Origin of the sequence: Streptomyces sp. NBC_01571, from assembly GCF_026339875.1 — a bacterium.
Lineage (GTDB): Bacteria > Actinomycetota > Actinomycetes > Streptomycetales > Streptomycetaceae > Streptomyces.
In genome coordinates this window covers 302,836-317,778 of record NZ_JAPEPZ010000001.1, presented here as the reverse complement: position 1 = coordinate 317,778, position 14,943 = coordinate 302,836, and the positions used below count along the sequence as shown (strand labels likewise).

The following is a 14,943-nucleotide window of genomic DNA, read 5'->3' as shown; positions in this document are numbered from 1 at the left end:
GGCGGCCGCGGCGGCAGCGGATGGATGACACCAGCCGCCCCGCCGCAGCACTGTCACGACTGCGCGGGCCGGAGCTGTGCGTAGGACCTTGGCCTTTTATGCGGCAGTTGTCTGGCCGGCTGCGAATGTCGCGGCGATGTGGGCCACTCGGCGGCCGAGGTGTTCTGCGGTGGCGATATCTGCCTTGTGCACGGCGTCGGCCCCCAAGTCGGCAGGGGATTGGGCGGCTGCGCCAAGGCTGAAGCCGAGCCGGTTGAGGTCGTTCTCGGAGGCCTGCGAGGTGTTCCAGCCCGGGGGCAGGTCAAGGCTACGCGCGGCCGATGGCGCCCTGCAGACGGTGACCGCTCTGCGCGACCGGACCGGGGTGACCTCCCAGCGCGTCTACGACCTCACGATCGAGGGTCCCCACACCTTCTACGTTCGTCCGCAGGGCGGGCAGTCCGCGGAGGTGCTCGTCCACAACTGCCTGAACCTGGTGGGGGACGAGGGGGTGGAGGGGGCTCACAGTCTCAGAGACCATGTCAATCCTCCGGATGGGGACATGGCTGCGGAGGCCGTGACGAAGGGGCGCGCTACCAAGTGGAACGACCAGGACACCGCCGTCAGAAGCGTGCAGGCCGCCTTTGAGAACTGGATCAAGAAGAAGAGCAACGTCAAGCGGCTGGAGAAGTGGCTCTCCGACCAGTTCCACAACAAATTCTTCGATCCTGGGTACGATCTGTTCGAGATCAAGTGGGAGCTACGGGACCAAGGATCCCTGGGACGCGTGTGGATCAAGGATGGTCCGCAGGGCGTGGCGACCGGCAACACGGTGGTCATCCAGCTGAAGTACGAGCCCAAACACAAGCCGAGCAGGTACGTGGTCTACACGTCCTTCCCGGAGTGAGAGGGGGACGCTGATGGCGAGGGCGGACGCAGAGCAGGAAGGCGCCGGGCGGGAGGAGTTCATCGTGGACATAGGGCTGAGCTGGTTGGCCATGAAGTCCGGCTATCCGGTGTGGCTGACCGCCGAGGACCACGACAGGTTCGTTCAGAGCACCGGGCCGGTGGACGTGCAGCTTCGGCTGGTGGAGGACGTCAGCGCCGAGGTCAGCCGCACCATCATCCTGCAGATCGGTGAGGACGCGCGGAGGCTGCTGGCCTCGAACCTGCCGGACGAGGGGCTCCGCACCGTATGGCTCGGAGCCACGAAGCGCTACTTCGACCCCGCGCAGCACGGCCTGACAGGGCGGGAGTGGCTGCGCCGCATCGAAGCGGCGTGGACGACCGGCATACGGCGGTCCGACGCGACATTCCTCCCGTCGCCGCCGCAGCCCGTGACGGACGCGAAGCTGCGCGGTGTGGTCCTTGAACAGATCGCTGCCGTCGCCGACCCGCTGGAACAAGCAGCCGTCGGCGCGTCGGTACCCGGCCTGGTCCCGGCGCTGGAGCAGGTGGTAGACATAGCCTGCGCGGACGTCGGTTTCCGGCTGTTCCTGAGGTCCATGAAGGCATATTTCGTCGCGATCGACGAGGACCGCTGCGACGCGCTCACCGCCCTCGGAGAGCGTTTCGGCTACCCGGAGTTCCTCGTGGACGACAACCTCAACGTCGGCTAGCGCCGACTGGTCCGACGGGCGTCACTTTAGTACTGCAACGGTGCTTGCTCTGAGTGCTGGGTAGATGTCATGGACTGTGTCCGCGTCGTTTGTAGTGGCTGACGCGGGCTTGGTGTGGCGTCGTCGTCGCCAGTGTGACCAGTGCAGAATGTGGCTGACCGGGGTGTCCCGGCGGTCCGTGAGGCGGGTGATCAGCCGTCGGATTTCAGCGAGGCTGTAGTGGATGAGCTAGGAGGATCCGTTTCTGCTCTTTCCTGATCCAGCTGGCGGGCGCGCAGGATGGTGAGGCAGGCGTGGGCAGTCATGGCGAGGGTCATGTGGCGGTGCCAGCCGGGATGGCGGCGGACTTGGTAGTCGTCGAGGCCGCATTCTTGTTTCGCGGTCTGGAAGCATTCCTCGACGGCCCATCGGCTGCCGGCGATACGGATCAGCTCGTCCAGCGTGGTCTCGGCGGGACAGTAGGCGATGTAGTAGGAGATCTCCTCGGGCCTGCTCACGCTGCGGCGGGCGATCACCCAGTGCCGGCGGTCCTCGCGGTGCCAGGGACGGACCTGGACACGGGCCCAGTCGTAGATCCGCTGTCCATGTGCCCCATCGCCGCACGAACGGCGTTTCCACTTCTGCCGCGGCAGGTCGGGGAACAGGTCATGGACGGGGTGGTCGATGGACCAGCGGGTGACGACGGTGTCGTGGCGGGTGGTGGCCATGACGTGGAAGATGTCGGCCTGTTCCAGCTCGAACCGCCAGCCCTTGCTGAAGCCGTAGGCGGCATCCGCGGTCACCCAGCCGAACGGAATCCGGTCGGCGATCGCCTTGCGGACCATCGCCTTCGCCATGGCCACTTTCGTCTCGAAGGCGACGCTGTCGTCGATGCCTGCCCGCCGGCATCGCTCGCGGTCGTCCGTCCATGACGTGGGCAGATACAACCGCCGGTCGATCAGCGTGCGTCCGCGGGGCGTCGCGTAGGCGAGGAAGACTCCGATCTGGGAGTTCTCGGTGCGTCCCGCAGTGCCCGAGTACTGCCGCTGGACCCCGGCCGAGCGGACGCCCTTCTTCAGGAAGCCGGTGTCATCGACGATCAGAACGGCCTCACGGTCCCCGAGGTGTTCCACGACGTAGGCCCGCACGTCGTCCAGGACCTCGTCAGCGTCCCACTCGATCCGGTTCAGCAGCCGATGAATGCGATCGGGACCGGCATGGCCGGCCTCCTCCGCCAGCGTCCAGCCGTTCTTCCGCTCCAGCGGCGCGACCAGCCCCCGCATATAGGCAAGCGCCGACTCCCGCGGCTCCGACCGGTTGAACCGGTGCACAAACCGCTCGTGCACCGCCTCGAGCTCACCCGCCCACAACCTGACATCAGCAAGGTCCCCACCCATAACCACACCAACGAACGACCTGGCCATCAGTCACGGCAAGAACCGTTGCGGTATTAGGGCTCGCAGAGAATCAAGGTGTTGCTTCCCGTGATGCGGCTCGTTGTTGTGGTATGAGCGTCTCCGACGAGGTCCGTAGCCAACTCGCTGTGAAGTTCGGGGTGTTGTTCCCACACCTCGATGAGCGGCAGCGGCGGCTGATGATGGGGGCCGAGGCCCGGATCCTGGGGCACGGTGGTATCCGGGCGGTCGCGCGGGCAGCCCAGGTCAGTGAGACGACGGTCCGCAAGGGCGTGGACGAGTTGGAGGCCGGCGAGGAAGCTCTGGGCCGGGTCCGTCGGCCCGGTGGCGGCCGGAAGAGAGCCGTGGATCTTGATCCGGGTCTGCGGCCCGCGCTGCTGGCACTGGTGGAACCTGACGAGCGGGGCGATCCGATGTCGCCGCTGCGCTGGACGGTGAAGTCGACCAGGAGCCTCGCGGCCGAGCTCAGCCGTCAGGGGTATCGAGTGAGCGCGGACACGGTCGGGGACCTGCTGCGTGAGGAGGGCTTCAGCCTGCAGGCCGGCGCCAAGACCATCGAGGGCAAACAGCACCCCGACCGTGACGCCCAGTTCCGCTACATTAACGAGCGGGCCAGACAGCACATCGCCGCCGGCCAGCCGGTGATCAGCGTGGACACGAAGAAGAAGGAACTCGTCGGCGACTACAAGAACGCAGGCCACCAGTGGCGGCCGACCGGTGAGCCGGTACTGGTCAAGACTCACGACTTCCCGGACCGGCAGGGACCGGGCAAAGCGATCCCGTACGGGATCTACGACATCGCCGCGAACACCGGCTGGGTCAGCGTCGGCACCGACCACGACACCGCCGCGTTCGCTGTCGCCTCGATCCGCCGCTGGTGGCGGGCCCGCGGCCGGCACGACTATCCGGATGCCACCCGTCTGCTGATCACTGCGGACGCGGGCGGGTCCAACGGCTACCGCACCCGCGCCTGGAAGATCGAACTCGCAGCCCTGGCCGCCGAGACAGGCCTGGACATCACGGTCTGCCACATGCCTCCGGGCACCTCGAAATGGAACAAGATCGAGCACCGGCTCTTCTCCCACATCTCCATGAACTGGCGCGGCCGACCGCTGACCAGCCACGACGTCATCGTCAAGAGCATCGCGGCGACCACCACCCGCACAGGGCTGAAAGTCCACGCCGAACCCGACCCGGGCACCTACGACACCGGTATCAAGGTCACCGACCGCGACATCGATGCCCTGCCCATGCGCCGGCACCGCTTTCACGGCGACTGGAACTACACCTTCCACCTCCACCCCCGCGACATCAACGCAGCCCGGAACCCACCCTCAGCCGGCAGCCCGCCCCCACAGCCCCGCACTGGACGCCTGCGCGACCCGGAGCTGACCGGCATGCCCGAACCAGCACTGGACGAACTCATCAACCAACTGGCCCGGAAACTCGATGAGTTACGTGAGCAACGACGGCTCCAGCAACGAGGCGGAGAGCGCATCCGCGCTCGCGGTGCAGGGGCCAAGGACAAGCTGACCACCGCCGACCGAGTCCTGGCCACCGTGCTCTACCTACGCAAACTCGGCACCCGTGACCTGCTCGCCGAGCTCTTCGGAGTCAACGGCAGCACCCTCACCAGGGCCGTCCACCAAGTTCAACCCCTCCTGGCCGACCACGGCTACACGATTCCGCCCTCGACAGCCAGGTTTCGCACGCCCGCTGACATCACCGCGTTCCTCGCGGACAAGAACCCCACAGAGATCGAATCAACATGTTGATTCTCTGCGAGCCCTAAGCCGTGCGAGAACCGAAGGTCACCGCCGGATACTGGCAACGGGCGGTGGCGCGGCGGTCGAGAGCATGCGGATACGTCCACGCACCCGTTCCTCCGCTATCTGCGCTGCTGGTAGCGTCGCCACTCGCGTCCGCCGTCGCGAGAGATCCACAGGCCTTCGTCCTTCACCAGGTCGTACGTCGCCGTCGCTGAATCCGCGATGCCGTAGAGCGTGGTGCCGTAGACGGTGAGCGACGTGAATTTCGCCGGCGTCTTCAGCTCGTGGAAGAGGCCGTTGGTGTGGTCGCCGGCGAGCCAGTAGCGGCCGCCTTCCTCGCCGACGAGCAGCCGTCCGTCCGCAAGCAGCTCCATTACGAGCGATTGCGGGCCACGCTTCAGGGCGCTGAAGGGGATTCCGCCGCCGAGAACTCTCTGCCAGTGCCCGCCGCCGTCCGTCGTCACCAACAGGCCCTGCGTGCCCTGGCCCTGGGTGAGGGACAGCGCTGCGGTGCCACCCCGCGCGGCGAGGATGCCTCCCGTATACGGCTTCGGGACGACCGTGTGGCCGATCGTGCGACCGCCGCGCTGCCATACGACGCGGTAGGGTTCGTCGCTGAGAGGCTGGTTCAGGCTCCAGACCGTACCCCGCTCGTCGACGGCGAGGCGGATGGCGTTTTCCGGGACTCCGGCCGGTCGCGCCACGGTGCGCGTGGCGGGGTGGTAGACGAGGACCGGCTCCGGCGCGACGAGCAGGATGTCGCCGGGGCGGGTGCGCAACGCGACTTCCGTGATGATGACCTTGTGCTGCTTGCCGTGTACGTCGAGGACGTAGGCTCCCTCGGCTCCCACCCCGGGCGGCACCCGCATGAAGCCACCGCGTATTCCCTTGTACGCGGTCGGCCCCGCCTCTGCATCCGTGTGTTCCGCCTGCTCGGCGACCGTGCGGCCGTCGGGATCCACGATGCGCCAGGCGGAGGCGGCCGGTCCTTCGTCGTCCTCGACGTTGCCGACGTAGTACGACAGGAGCAGCGAGCCGTCGTCCGCGCGGGCCACGCCACTGGGTGCGCCAGCCGCCTCAATGACGCCGGCCGGGGCCGGCTGAGGGTCCTCGATGACGCGCTTGTACTCCGCCTCGCGACTCCCGGAGCGCCCGTCGTCGGAACCGCTTGGGTTGCAGGCGGTCAGTGCCAGCGCCGCACTTGCCGCCGCCACGAGCCTGACCGGCCGCCTCCCGCATTTCCTCAGCCCCGTCATAACCCCATCCTCACATGAGGCGGCGGGCGTGCCTTAAGACACCGTGCGAACCCACGCGGTCACAGCGCTGGCGGCGTCGCGCTTACCGCGCCCCGTCGTCTCCGGCCGTCGCGAGTCCATTTAAGAGCAGGTGCTCGTATACTGGGAGTGGAGTCTTTGGAGGGTGCCATGACGGCTGCGAGGTCGAGAGCGGACTTGTGTAACAACCTGGCGCTGCGCAAGGCGTCGCGGTATCTCGGTGCGACGTACGACAAGGCCCTGGCTCCGCTGGGCCTCCGGGCGACACAGTTCAGTACTTTGCAGCTGCTCAGCGTTCACGAAGGCATGACGATCACTCGTCTCGCCGACATGATCGCCATGGACCGGACGACGATGGCGTCCAACCTCAAGCCGCTGGAGCGCGAGGGGCTGGTCACCATTGAGCCGTCGGCGACTGACCGCCGTGCGCGGATAGTGACCATCACGCCCGACGGCGTGGCCCGGATGAAGGCGGCGCTCCCGCTCTGGGAGAGTGCGCAGGCGGAGTTCGAGAAGAAGTTCGGTGCCGAGGATGCGGCCCGGATGCGAGCCTTCCTTGAGGCTGTCCTCGATACCGGCTTCGATCCATGGGCTGAGTGAGCTACGACTGCGCCACGCAGCTTGGCTGCGGGGATCTCGTGAAGGTGGGTGCGGCGCGGTGGGGCCCGGAAGGGTCCGGCGCGCGGGGCGGAATCCTTGGCCGGAAGTCCTGGCGCGGCTGCGATGCCCCGGTCAAGGTGCCCTTCCGGAGGTGTCCCCGATGGTGGGTGAAGGTCTGAGGTGCGCCGGAGGAGGTCTTGCCTTTCCCTAGATACGAGCATATGCTCCTATTTATGGGAGGTGAGACGGCTAGGCCGCCACGTCCTTCAAGCGCCGAAACCCCTCCACGGGCGGGGCACGGCATCAGAGTCGGAAAGTGGTCGGCGCACAGCCCAGCAACCTCCCGGGTCAGAGGTCTCGGAGAGGCCGTCCCATGCCTGCTGAGGCTTGGCTCATCGAAATGCCCCGTGTGCGCCGACCCGGCATCGTGAGATGGAGTCGCACCATGACCGTCGTAAAGGCAGCTGCTGTGCAGATCAGCCCCGTTCTCTACAGCCGTGCGGGCACGGTTGGGAAAGTAGTGGAGAAGATCCGTGAGCTGGGCCGGAAGGGTGTCCAGTTCGCGGTCTTCCCGGAGACCGTCGTCCCGTACTACCCCTACTTCTCCTTCGTGCAGCCGCCCTACGCCATGGCCAAGGAGCACCTGCGGCTGATGGAGGAGGCGGTGACCGTGCCGTCCGCCGACACCGACGCGATCGGCGCGGCCGCCCGTGAAGCCGGCATGGTCGTCTCGATCGGCGTCAACGAGCGTGACGGTGGTTCCCTCTACAACACCCAGCTGCTCTTCGACGCGGACGGCACGCTGATCCAACGCCGCCGCAAGCTCACGCCGACCTACCACGAGCGAATGGTCTGGGGCCAGGGCGATGCTTCGGGACTGCGCGCGGTGGACAGCGCCGTCGGCCGGATCGGCCAGCTCGCCTGCTGGGAGCACTACCTGCCGCTGGCGCGCTACGCGCTGATGGCCGATGGCGAGCAGATCCACGCCGCGATGTACCCCGGCTCCTTCGGCGGCGAGCTGTTCGCGGAGCAGATCGAGGTCAACATCCGTCAGCACGCACTGGAGTCGGCCTGCTTCGTGGTCAACGCCACCGCCTGGCTCGATGCGGACCAGCAGGCGAAGATCGCCAAGGACACCGGCGCCCCAGCCGCTGCGATGTCCGGCGGCTTCTTCACCGCCATCGTCGACCCCGAGGGCCGCATCATCGGCGAACCGCTCACGTCCGGCGAGGGCGAGGTCATCGCCGACCTGGACTTCGAGCTGATCGACCGGCGCAAGCGCCTGGCGGACACACGCGGCCACTACAGCCGCCCGGAACTGCTCAGCCTCATGGTCGACCGCACCCCGGCATCCCACCTCCGCGAGCGCGACGCCCACGCCGGAACCCACTCCTTCACGACATCCGGTGAGGACCGCACCGCCGACACCCAGTGAGACGTTGCCCCCCGACCGACTGACCCGACTGACCCGACTGACCCGAAGACGGCAACGGCCCGTCGGGCAGGGCCGCGGCCCTGGGGCGTCCTCATGCTCCAGACCTGCAGAAGGACCCCGACGCCACCCCGCCCCCCGACTGTGGAGTCGGCCACCCGCGGGTGCGGGTTCACCCACACCGAAAGAGGAAGATCTCACATGTACATGAAGCTCGAACTCATCGTCCTGCCGGTTACTGATGTCGATCGGGCCAAGGCCTTCTACGAGCAGGTGGGATTCCGCCTGGATCTCGACAAGGCGGTCAGCGAGGACTGGCGGGCCGTGCACTTCACGCCGCCCGGCTCCGGAACCTCGATCATGTTCGGCACGGGCATGACTTCCGCGGCCCCGGGCTCGGCCCAGGGGCTGTACCTCGTCGTCTCCGACATCGAGGAGGCGCACGCCGAACTCAGCGGACGCGGCATCGAGGTGAGCGAGGTGTTCCACGACGCCGGCGGGCTGCTGTACCACGGCCACGAGGGCGGAACACTCACCCACGCCCTCGAAGGTCAGGGGCGGCTCGCCGGTGTGCACCCCGAGCGCGCTTCCTACGGCTCCTTTCTGACCTTCCGCGATCCCGACGGGAACGGCTGGGTGCTCCAGGAGATCACTGAGCGCTTCCCCGGCCGTTGACACATCACCTTCCCCGCGGCCGGCAAGCGTCCGGCGCGGTGGTGACACACCGCGAACGGCTGCCTCCGAGTCCAGCCGTCACGCCCCGACATTTAGGAGCACATGCTCCTATCTGTTCCGGCTTGCGCGCTGTATGCCCTGACCATCGGAAAGAGAAAACACTCCCATGAGCATGTCGCCCATAGAGCCGTCCGGCCAGGATGGCCTTGGCCCTGACCAGCCCACGTACCACCGCACCACCCCGCGGCGCGGATTCTCACGACGCGCCTTCGTCGGCGGCGCGGCCGCTTCCGCCGCTGCCGCGGGCATCTCGCTGGCGGCGGGTGGCCTGACGCCAGCCGCCGCCGGCGAGCCCAGGCGGATGCCGAAAGGCTTCGGCTCGGTCACCACGGCGCCGCACCTGCCGGCAGGATTCACCAAGACGTTCACCAGCCGGTTCGTCCAGGCCAACGGGATCCGCCAGCACGTGGTCACCGGAGGTGACGGGCCACCGCTGCTCCTGGTACACGGCTGGCCGGAGAACTGGTACGCCTGGCGCATGGTGATGCCGGAGCTGGCACGGCGCCACACAGTCGTCGCCGTCGACCAGCGCGGCATCGGATTGACCGACAAGCCGAGGAGCGGGTACGACTCCGGCACTCTCGCCAAGGACCTGGTCGCGCTGATGAGCGCGCTCGGGCACGCGCGGTTTGCCGTGGCCGGCCACGACACCGGCCTGATCATCAGCTATGCGCTGGCGGCGGACCATCCGGAGCGGGTCGCCCGCGTGGCTCTCCTGGAGGTCCCCGGTCCTCCGACCCGTAAGGGCTCTCCGCTCCTGTTCGAACCCGAGCCTGTCAACAACCGGGTCTGGCACATCCCCTTCAACCGGATCGACCACGAGCTGACCGAGCAGTTGGTCAAGGGCCGGGAGGAGATCTTCTTCGGCTACGAGTTCGACATCCAGGGCGGACCAAAACTGCCGGAGTATGCGCGGCAGTACTACTTCCGCCTCTTCTCGGACCCCGAAGCCCTGCGGGGCAGCTTCGGCCTCTACCGGGCGTGGGACGCCACCCTCGACCAGAACGCCGGGCGCGGGGAGAGCAAGCTGGCCATGCCGGTCCTGGCGGTCGGAGGATCGGAAGGCTACGGCTCGCATGTCGCGGACGCGATGATGCCCCTCGCGGACGACGTGCGGGGCGTGGTCATCCCCGGCGCCGGCCACTGGGTCGCCGAGCAGGCTCCCAGGGAACTGCTCGCCGAACTGACGCACTTCCTGGCCCCGTACCGCCGCGCCGCCGGGCCGTCCCGCTAGCGGACGAACCGTCACGCCCGGGCACGCCCCGGGCGTGACGGAACGAGCTCGTCCGTGCGGCAGCGTCGCCGCCATCGAGCAGCCGGAGCCCGTTCACCGAAGAGCCCCCACATCGTTCCCTGCTGATCCCACTGCCGGAGCCCTCGACCGAGGACGCCCAGGCTGTGGGTGCCCCGGCAAGCAGGACCGGGACGAACGCAACGCCACGGTTTGCCTGCTGTCCAGGAGCGGCGGAGCCGTCACCATCCCCGAAGGGAGGCATGGATGTTTTCCGACATCGGCCCGCTCGAAGTCGTGACACTGGTCGTGCTCGCCGTCATTCTGGTCGGGCCCGACAAGCTCCCCAGGATGCTGTCCGACACCCTGCGGACACTGCGCAAACTCCGGGAGCTCTCGCAGAGCGCCCAGGCGAGCATGCGCGAGGAACTACCCGCCGAGTTCCAGGATCTGAGCCTCGAGGACCTCAATCCGAAGACCCTCCTGGCCAAGAACCTGCTCGGCGGCCAGGGCCTCGACGCGGGCCACCTGACCGCCGGCCTCACCCTCGGGGACGAACGGCTCGACAGCGCTGAGACCGACACCTCGAAGGGCCTCGGAAAGGCCACCACCCACGGACCGCTTCCCACAGCCACCGGGCGCCGGCGCTGACAAAGCGCGCCACCTGGCAAGCCCCGGCGCGGGACCTCCCCTGGCGCGCGCACGGAGAAGCGCCGTCTCAGACCCAGGGCCCGGCCATCCCGTGCCGGCCCGCAGCCGGGACCAGCCCGACCAATCACCAACCAGCACACCGACGTCCCCCAGCACACCGACGTCCCCCAGCACACCAACGTCCCCACCCCGACGCAGGGCACGGCCGCACGCATCCGTGGCCGGCAAGCCTCTGCGCGCAGGAGTGCCGCTCCTGCGCCTATGGGCCTACGGAAAGGAAACACCCATGTTCGGCAGGCTCGGAGCACCCGAGATCATCCTCATCCTCCTCGTCGTCCTCCTGTTCGGTGCCAAGCGGCTCCCCGACATGGCCCGTTCCTTCGGGCAGTCACTGCGGATCCTCAAGAGCGAGACCAAGGCCATGCAGAAGGACGACTCCGACGAACCATCGACCGAGCACACCGCCGCAGCCCTCCAGACCGCGTCCCAGAACCGGCAAACGGCAAGAGCGGCAGCCGAGGCAGAAACCTCCCCCAACCGCTGAAACGCCGAAGCCACCGACCGACCCACGCACGGTCGGTGCCGCACCGATGGAACCGGGACCGCCCACGACGCCGCACACATGCCCCTGGGGCAGCACCTGCGCGAGCTGCGCAACCGCCTGCTCAAGGCCGTCGGGGCCATCCTGCTCGTCACCGTCGCCGCAGCCCTGTTCTACAAGCAGCTCATCGGATTCCTCATCGACCCCCTGCCCGACTGCGCCCCGGGCCGGCTGGCCGGCGCGGACACCGCGGGGCACTGCGGGGTGATCTCCCTCAACGGACTCCTCTCACCCTTCACCCTGGCACTGAAAGTGTCGATCACCGTGGGCGTCGTCGCCGCCAGCCCGGTGTGGCTCTACCAGCTGTGGGCATTCCTCGCACCAGGACTGCACCGCCACGAGAAGAAGTACACCCTGGCCTTCCTCGGCGCCGGCATCCCGCTGTTCCTGACCGGCGCCGCCATGGCGTACTGGAGTCTGCCGACCACGGCACGGGTGCTGATCTCCTTCACCCCGGACAACGCCACCAACCTCCTGCCCGTCGACGACTTCCTCGACCTCGCCACCCGCATGGTCCTCGTCTTCGGCCTCTCCTTCGAACTCCCCGTCCTCCTCGTGCTGCTGAACCTCGCCGGCGTGATCAGCGCACGCAGGATGGCCGGCTGGTGGCGCGCCATGCTCATGGGCATCACCGCCTTCGCCGCCCTCGCCACCCCCAGCACCGACCCGCTCAGCATGCTGCTGCTCGCCACCCCCATCAGCCTGCTCTACCTGGCGGCCTGCGCGATCGCCTGGTGCAACGACCGCCGCCGGCACCCCACCGGTCCGGGCGCGATCGCGGACACCGAGGCATCGCACCTCGAGCTCACCCCGGGCCGCCTCGACACCGCCGGCGACCTCACCGTCAGCCGGCTCTGATCCGCTCCTTTTTGAGGAGCGGCCCGGACGGGCAGTTGCCGGACGTCGCCGCCCTGGCCACCGAATAAAGAGCAAGTGCTTGGAAACGCGGAGTTCGCCTGGCTGCTCAGCGCCCATGCGGCCGAACGTACACATCAGGCTGAACACGATCAGGGAGATACATGTCATGAGTGACCTCATCACCACCGTCATCGAGGCGCACGGCGGCCTGCACCGGTACAACCGGTTCACCTCGGTCACCGCGCATCTCCGGGTCGGGGGTTCGCTGTGGCGGCTCAAGGGCCAGGAAGGGATCCTGAGTCAAGCGGCAGTCCGCCTGGACCTGCACCGGCAGCATGCCAGCCACTATCCCTTCACAGCGCCCCACCTGCGGTCATCCTTCACCGCGAAGCGTGTTGCCGTAGAGAGCGCCGCCGGTGACGTGAAGGCCGATCGCTTTGACCCCCGTGCGTCGTTCCCAGCCGACGTACACAGCCCCTGGGATGATCTGCACGTCGCCTACTTCGCCGGATATGCCATGTGGACGTACTTCACGTCTCCGTTCACCTTCTCCTCGCCCGGATTTGAGGCCGCGGAACTTTCCCCGGTCACGGAGGAGGGGGAGGAGTGGAAGCGCCTGAAGGTCACCTTTCCCGACCACATCGCGACACATTGCCCCGAGCAGACCTTCTACTTCGACTCGAACGGGCTCCTGCGCAGGCACGACTACACGCCCGAGGTCATCAACGCCGGGCCTGCCGCGCATTACCCGAGCGAATACAAGGAGTTCGACGGAATCATGGTTCCGACCCGGCGGCGCGTCTTCCGGCGGGGACAGGACGGAACGGTGTCCCAGGACGTCGAACTCGTCACCATCAACGTCGAAAATGCCCTGTTCACCTGAGCGGTGAACCCTGTGGCGGTCTCATCGTCACAACGACTGAGAGGATGTCTCACGTGGTTGGTGTGACGACTCGCTATTCATAGTCCGATGACTCGTGCGCCCTTGGACAGTTGAGCGTATGGGTCCACGTGGCCGGACTACCGAACACAGCGCTGACCTGACCGTTGCGGCCCTCCTGCCGAGAAACAGGCAGCTCTGACACAATCGGGGATCCATGCCCACAGGTGCTGAGTGCGCTCCCTGCGTTGCCCGAGTTCCGGAGTTGCATCCATGCCAGTCATAGCCCTGTCCGTCACGCCGAACGGGGTACCTGTTGTCGGCGTCCTGGTCGGTCTGGCCCTGATTCGAGGCCTCACCTGGGATGTTTTGCGCGGTTCAGGGGAGCCGATCGTGGTCTGGCTCCAGCCGGCGGGCATGGCTGTTGCTTGGGGCGGGTTCATGTTCGAGTCCACTGCTGCGATCGTCGGCGGACTGGTGGGGTTCCTCATCGGAGCGTCGGTGATCAAATGGTGCCGCTGGCACCTCTCGGGCGACCACTTCCGCCGAACACGCAAACGCGGGACTGTAAGACGTTCGGTGTAACTCCCGATCATGGAAGATGCATCGATGACCAGTGAGAACGTGTCCGAGTCCGAGACTGCCGAGCCTGGGAGGGCTGCGTCGGTGAAGGGCGTGGACGACCAGTTGATCGACGAGCTGGTGGGCCGTGCCCAGGCCGAGGGCCTGCAGCTGACCGGTGAGGGCGGCCTGCTGCAGCAGCTGACCAAGCGGCTGCTGGAGTCCGCCCTGGAGGGCGAGATCACCGATCAGCTCGGTTATGACAAGCACGATGCGGCGGGCAAGAATGGTGGCAACTCCCGTAACGGCAAGCGCTCCAAGACCGTGCTGACCGACGTGGGACCGGTGGAGATAACTGTGCTCCGTGACCGCGACGGCTCTTTCGAGCCGAAGATCGTCAAGAAGCGGCAGAAGCGCTTGAGCGGCGTCGATGAGATGGTGATCTCGCTGGCCGCGAAGGGTCTGACCACCGGCGAGGTGCAGGCCCAGCTGTCGGAGGTCTATGGCGCCGAGGTCTCCCGCCAGACCATCTCCACCATCACCGACAAGGTCCTCGAGGGCATGGCGGAATGGCAGAGCCGCCCGCTCGACGCCGTCTATCCGGTCGTCTTCATCGACGCCATCCACGTGAAGATCCGCGACGGTGCAGTGGCCAACCGGCCGATCTATGTGGCCCTGGCCGTCACCACCGAGGGCCGGCGGGAGATCCTGGGGCTGTGGGCCGGCGACGGCGGCGAGGGCGCCAAGCACTGGCTGCACATCCTCACCGAGATCAAGAACCGCGGCGTCAGCGACGTCCTCATGCTCGTCTGCGACGGTCTCAAAGGTCTGCCCGAGGCAGTGGAGACGGTCTGGCCGCGGACGATCGTGCAGACCTGCGTGGTCCACCTGCTGCGGAACTCCTTCCGCTATGCCGCCCGCCAGGACTGGGACAAGATCGCCCGTCTCCTCAAGCCGGTCTACACCGCTCCCACCGAGGAGGCCGCCCTGGAGCGGCTCGCCGAGTTCGCCGATGCCTGGGGCCGGAAGTATCCGGCGATCGTGAAACTGTGGGAGAACGCCTGGGAAGAGTTCACCCCCTTCCTGCGGTTCGACACCGAGATCCGCCGCATCGTCTGCACGACGAACGCGATCGAGTCGGTGAACGCGCGCATTCGTCGGGCGGTCAAGGCCCGCGGCCACTTCCCCAATGAGCAGGCCGCCCTGAAGTGCGTCTACATGGCGATCATGTCCCTCGACCCCACCGGCAAGGGACAGGCCCGCTGGACCATGCGCTGGAAGACCGCGCTGAACGCTTTCGACATCACCTTCGACGGCCGCCTGTCGGCAGCCCGTCAGTAGCCTCAACTACCCCAGTTA

The 14,943-nt window shown here is 67.3% G+C and carries 15 protein-coding genes and 1 pseudogene; 13 read left to right on the top strand and 3 right to left on the bottom strand.

The window, feature by feature from the left end; genetic code table 11:
• Positions 1-96: 96 nt before the first annotated feature.
• Positions 97-309 (bottom strand): annotated as a pseudogene (locus tag OHB41_RS01505) (NADPH-dependent FMN reductase); the annotation flags it as partial.
• On the opposite strand from OHB41_RS01505, the gene OHB41_RS01500 reads away from it, so the two are divergent.
• Together OHB41_RS01500 and OHB41_RS01495 are read left to right on the top strand one after the other, a co-directional pair.
• Complete coding sequence (locus OHB41_RS01500; RefSeq protein ID WP_266705578.1) at positions 281-886, top strand: RNase A-like domain-containing protein; 606 nt, start codon at positions 281-283, stop codon at positions 884-886. The pseudogene OHB41_RS01505 and the gene OHB41_RS01500 sit on opposite strands and share 29 nt — an antisense overlap.
• A 13-nt stretch (positions 887-899) precedes the next feature.
• Complete coding sequence (locus OHB41_RS01495; protein WP_266696126.1) at positions 900-1,598, top strand: hypothetical protein; 699 nt, start codon at positions 900-902, stop codon at positions 1,596-1,598.
• A 191-nt stretch (positions 1,599-1,789) separates the two neighbouring features.
• Here OHB41_RS01495 and OHB41_RS01490 read toward each other — a convergent pair whose 3' ends face one another.
• On the bottom strand, positions 1,790-2,974 hold the full coding sequence (locus tag OHB41_RS01490; RefSeq protein WP_266696125.1) for an IS701 family transposase: 1,185 nt from the start codon (positions 2,972-2,974) through the stop codon (positions 1,790-1,792).
• A gap of 110 nt (positions 2,975-3,084) precedes the next feature.
• On the opposite strand from OHB41_RS01490, the gene OHB41_RS01485 reads away from it, so the two are divergent.
• Entirely contained in the window at positions 3,085-4,767 is a 1,683-nt protein-coding gene (locus OHB41_RS01485; protein ID WP_266696124.1) for an ISAzo13 family transposase, read from the top strand.
• Positions 4,768-4,880: 113 nt separating this feature from the next.
• Here the strand turns inward: OHB41_RS01485 and OHB41_RS01480 are convergent, their stop codons facing one another.
• Positions 4,881-5,975 carry a hypothetical protein gene (locus tag OHB41_RS01480; RefSeq protein WP_266696123.1) on the bottom strand — a complete coding sequence of 365 codons (1,095 nt, stop codon included), beginning with the start codon at positions 5,973-5,975 and terminating at the stop codon, positions 4,881-4,883.
• A 210-nt stretch (positions 5,976-6,185) separates the two neighbouring features.
• Between OHB41_RS01480 and OHB41_RS01475 the strand changes: the two genes are divergently transcribed.
• The 10 genes from OHB41_RS01475 (at position 6,186) to OHB41_RS01430 (ending at position 14,925) form a co-directional block, all read left to right on the top strand.
• Positions 6,186-6,635, top strand: coding sequence for a MarR family winged helix-turn-helix transcriptional regulator (locus OHB41_RS01475; protein WP_266696122.1), 450 nt, complete (start codon positions 6,186-6,188; stop codon positions 6,633-6,635).
• Between the two features lie 445 nt (positions 6,636-7,080).
• Positions 7,081-8,070: a nitrilase-related carbon-nitrogen hydrolase gene (locus tag OHB41_RS01470; protein WP_266696121.1), complete on the top strand. Its 990-nt coding sequence runs from the start codon at positions 7,081-7,083 to the stop codon at positions 8,068-8,070.
• A gap of 198 nt (positions 8,071-8,268) precedes the next feature.
• Entirely contained in the window at positions 8,269-8,742 is a 474-nt protein-coding gene (locus OHB41_RS01465) for a VOC family protein (protein WP_266696120.1), read from the top strand.
• A 166-nt stretch (positions 8,743-8,908) separates the two neighbouring features.
• Positions 8,909-10,036: an alpha/beta fold hydrolase gene (locus OHB41_RS01460; RefSeq protein ID WP_266696119.1), complete on the top strand. Its 1,128-nt coding sequence runs from the start codon at positions 8,909-8,911 to the stop codon at positions 10,034-10,036.
• A 264-nt stretch (positions 10,037-10,300) separates the two neighbouring features.
• Positions 10,301-10,684 (top strand): twin-arginine translocase TatA/TatE family subunit, encoded by a 384-nt coding sequence (locus OHB41_RS01455; protein ID WP_266696118.1) that lies wholly within the window; start codon positions 10,301-10,303, stop codon positions 10,682-10,684.
• 286 nt (positions 10,685-10,970) lie between these two features.
• Complete coding sequence (gene tatA / locus OHB41_RS01450) at positions 10,971-11,228, top strand: Sec-independent protein translocase subunit TatA (protein WP_266696117.1); 258 nt, start codon at positions 10,971-10,973, stop codon at positions 11,226-11,228.
• A 78-nt stretch (positions 11,229-11,306) separates the two neighbouring features.
• On the top strand, positions 11,307-12,143 hold the full coding sequence (tatC, locus tag OHB41_RS01445; protein ID WP_266696116.1) for a twin-arginine translocase subunit TatC: 837 nt from the start codon (positions 11,307-11,309) through the stop codon (positions 12,141-12,143).
• A 166-nt stretch (positions 12,144-12,309) separates the two neighbouring features.
• The gene (locus OHB41_RS01440; protein WP_266696115.1) at positions 12,310-13,026 is read left to right on the top strand and encodes a hypothetical protein; all 717 of its coding nucleotides are present in this window, start codon (positions 12,310-12,312) and stop codon (positions 13,024-13,026) included.
• A gap of 270 nt (positions 13,027-13,296) precedes the next feature.
• Positions 13,297-13,608, top strand: coding sequence for a hypothetical protein (locus OHB41_RS01435; RefSeq protein ID WP_266696114.1), 312 nt, complete (start codon positions 13,297-13,299; stop codon positions 13,606-13,608).
• A 24-nt stretch (positions 13,609-13,632) separates the two neighbouring features.
• Positions 13,633-14,925 (top strand): IS256 family transposase, encoded by a 1,293-nt coding sequence (locus OHB41_RS01430; RefSeq protein ID WP_266696113.1) that lies wholly within the window; start codon positions 13,633-13,635, stop codon positions 14,923-14,925.
• Positions 14,926-14,943 lie beyond the last annotated feature (18 nt).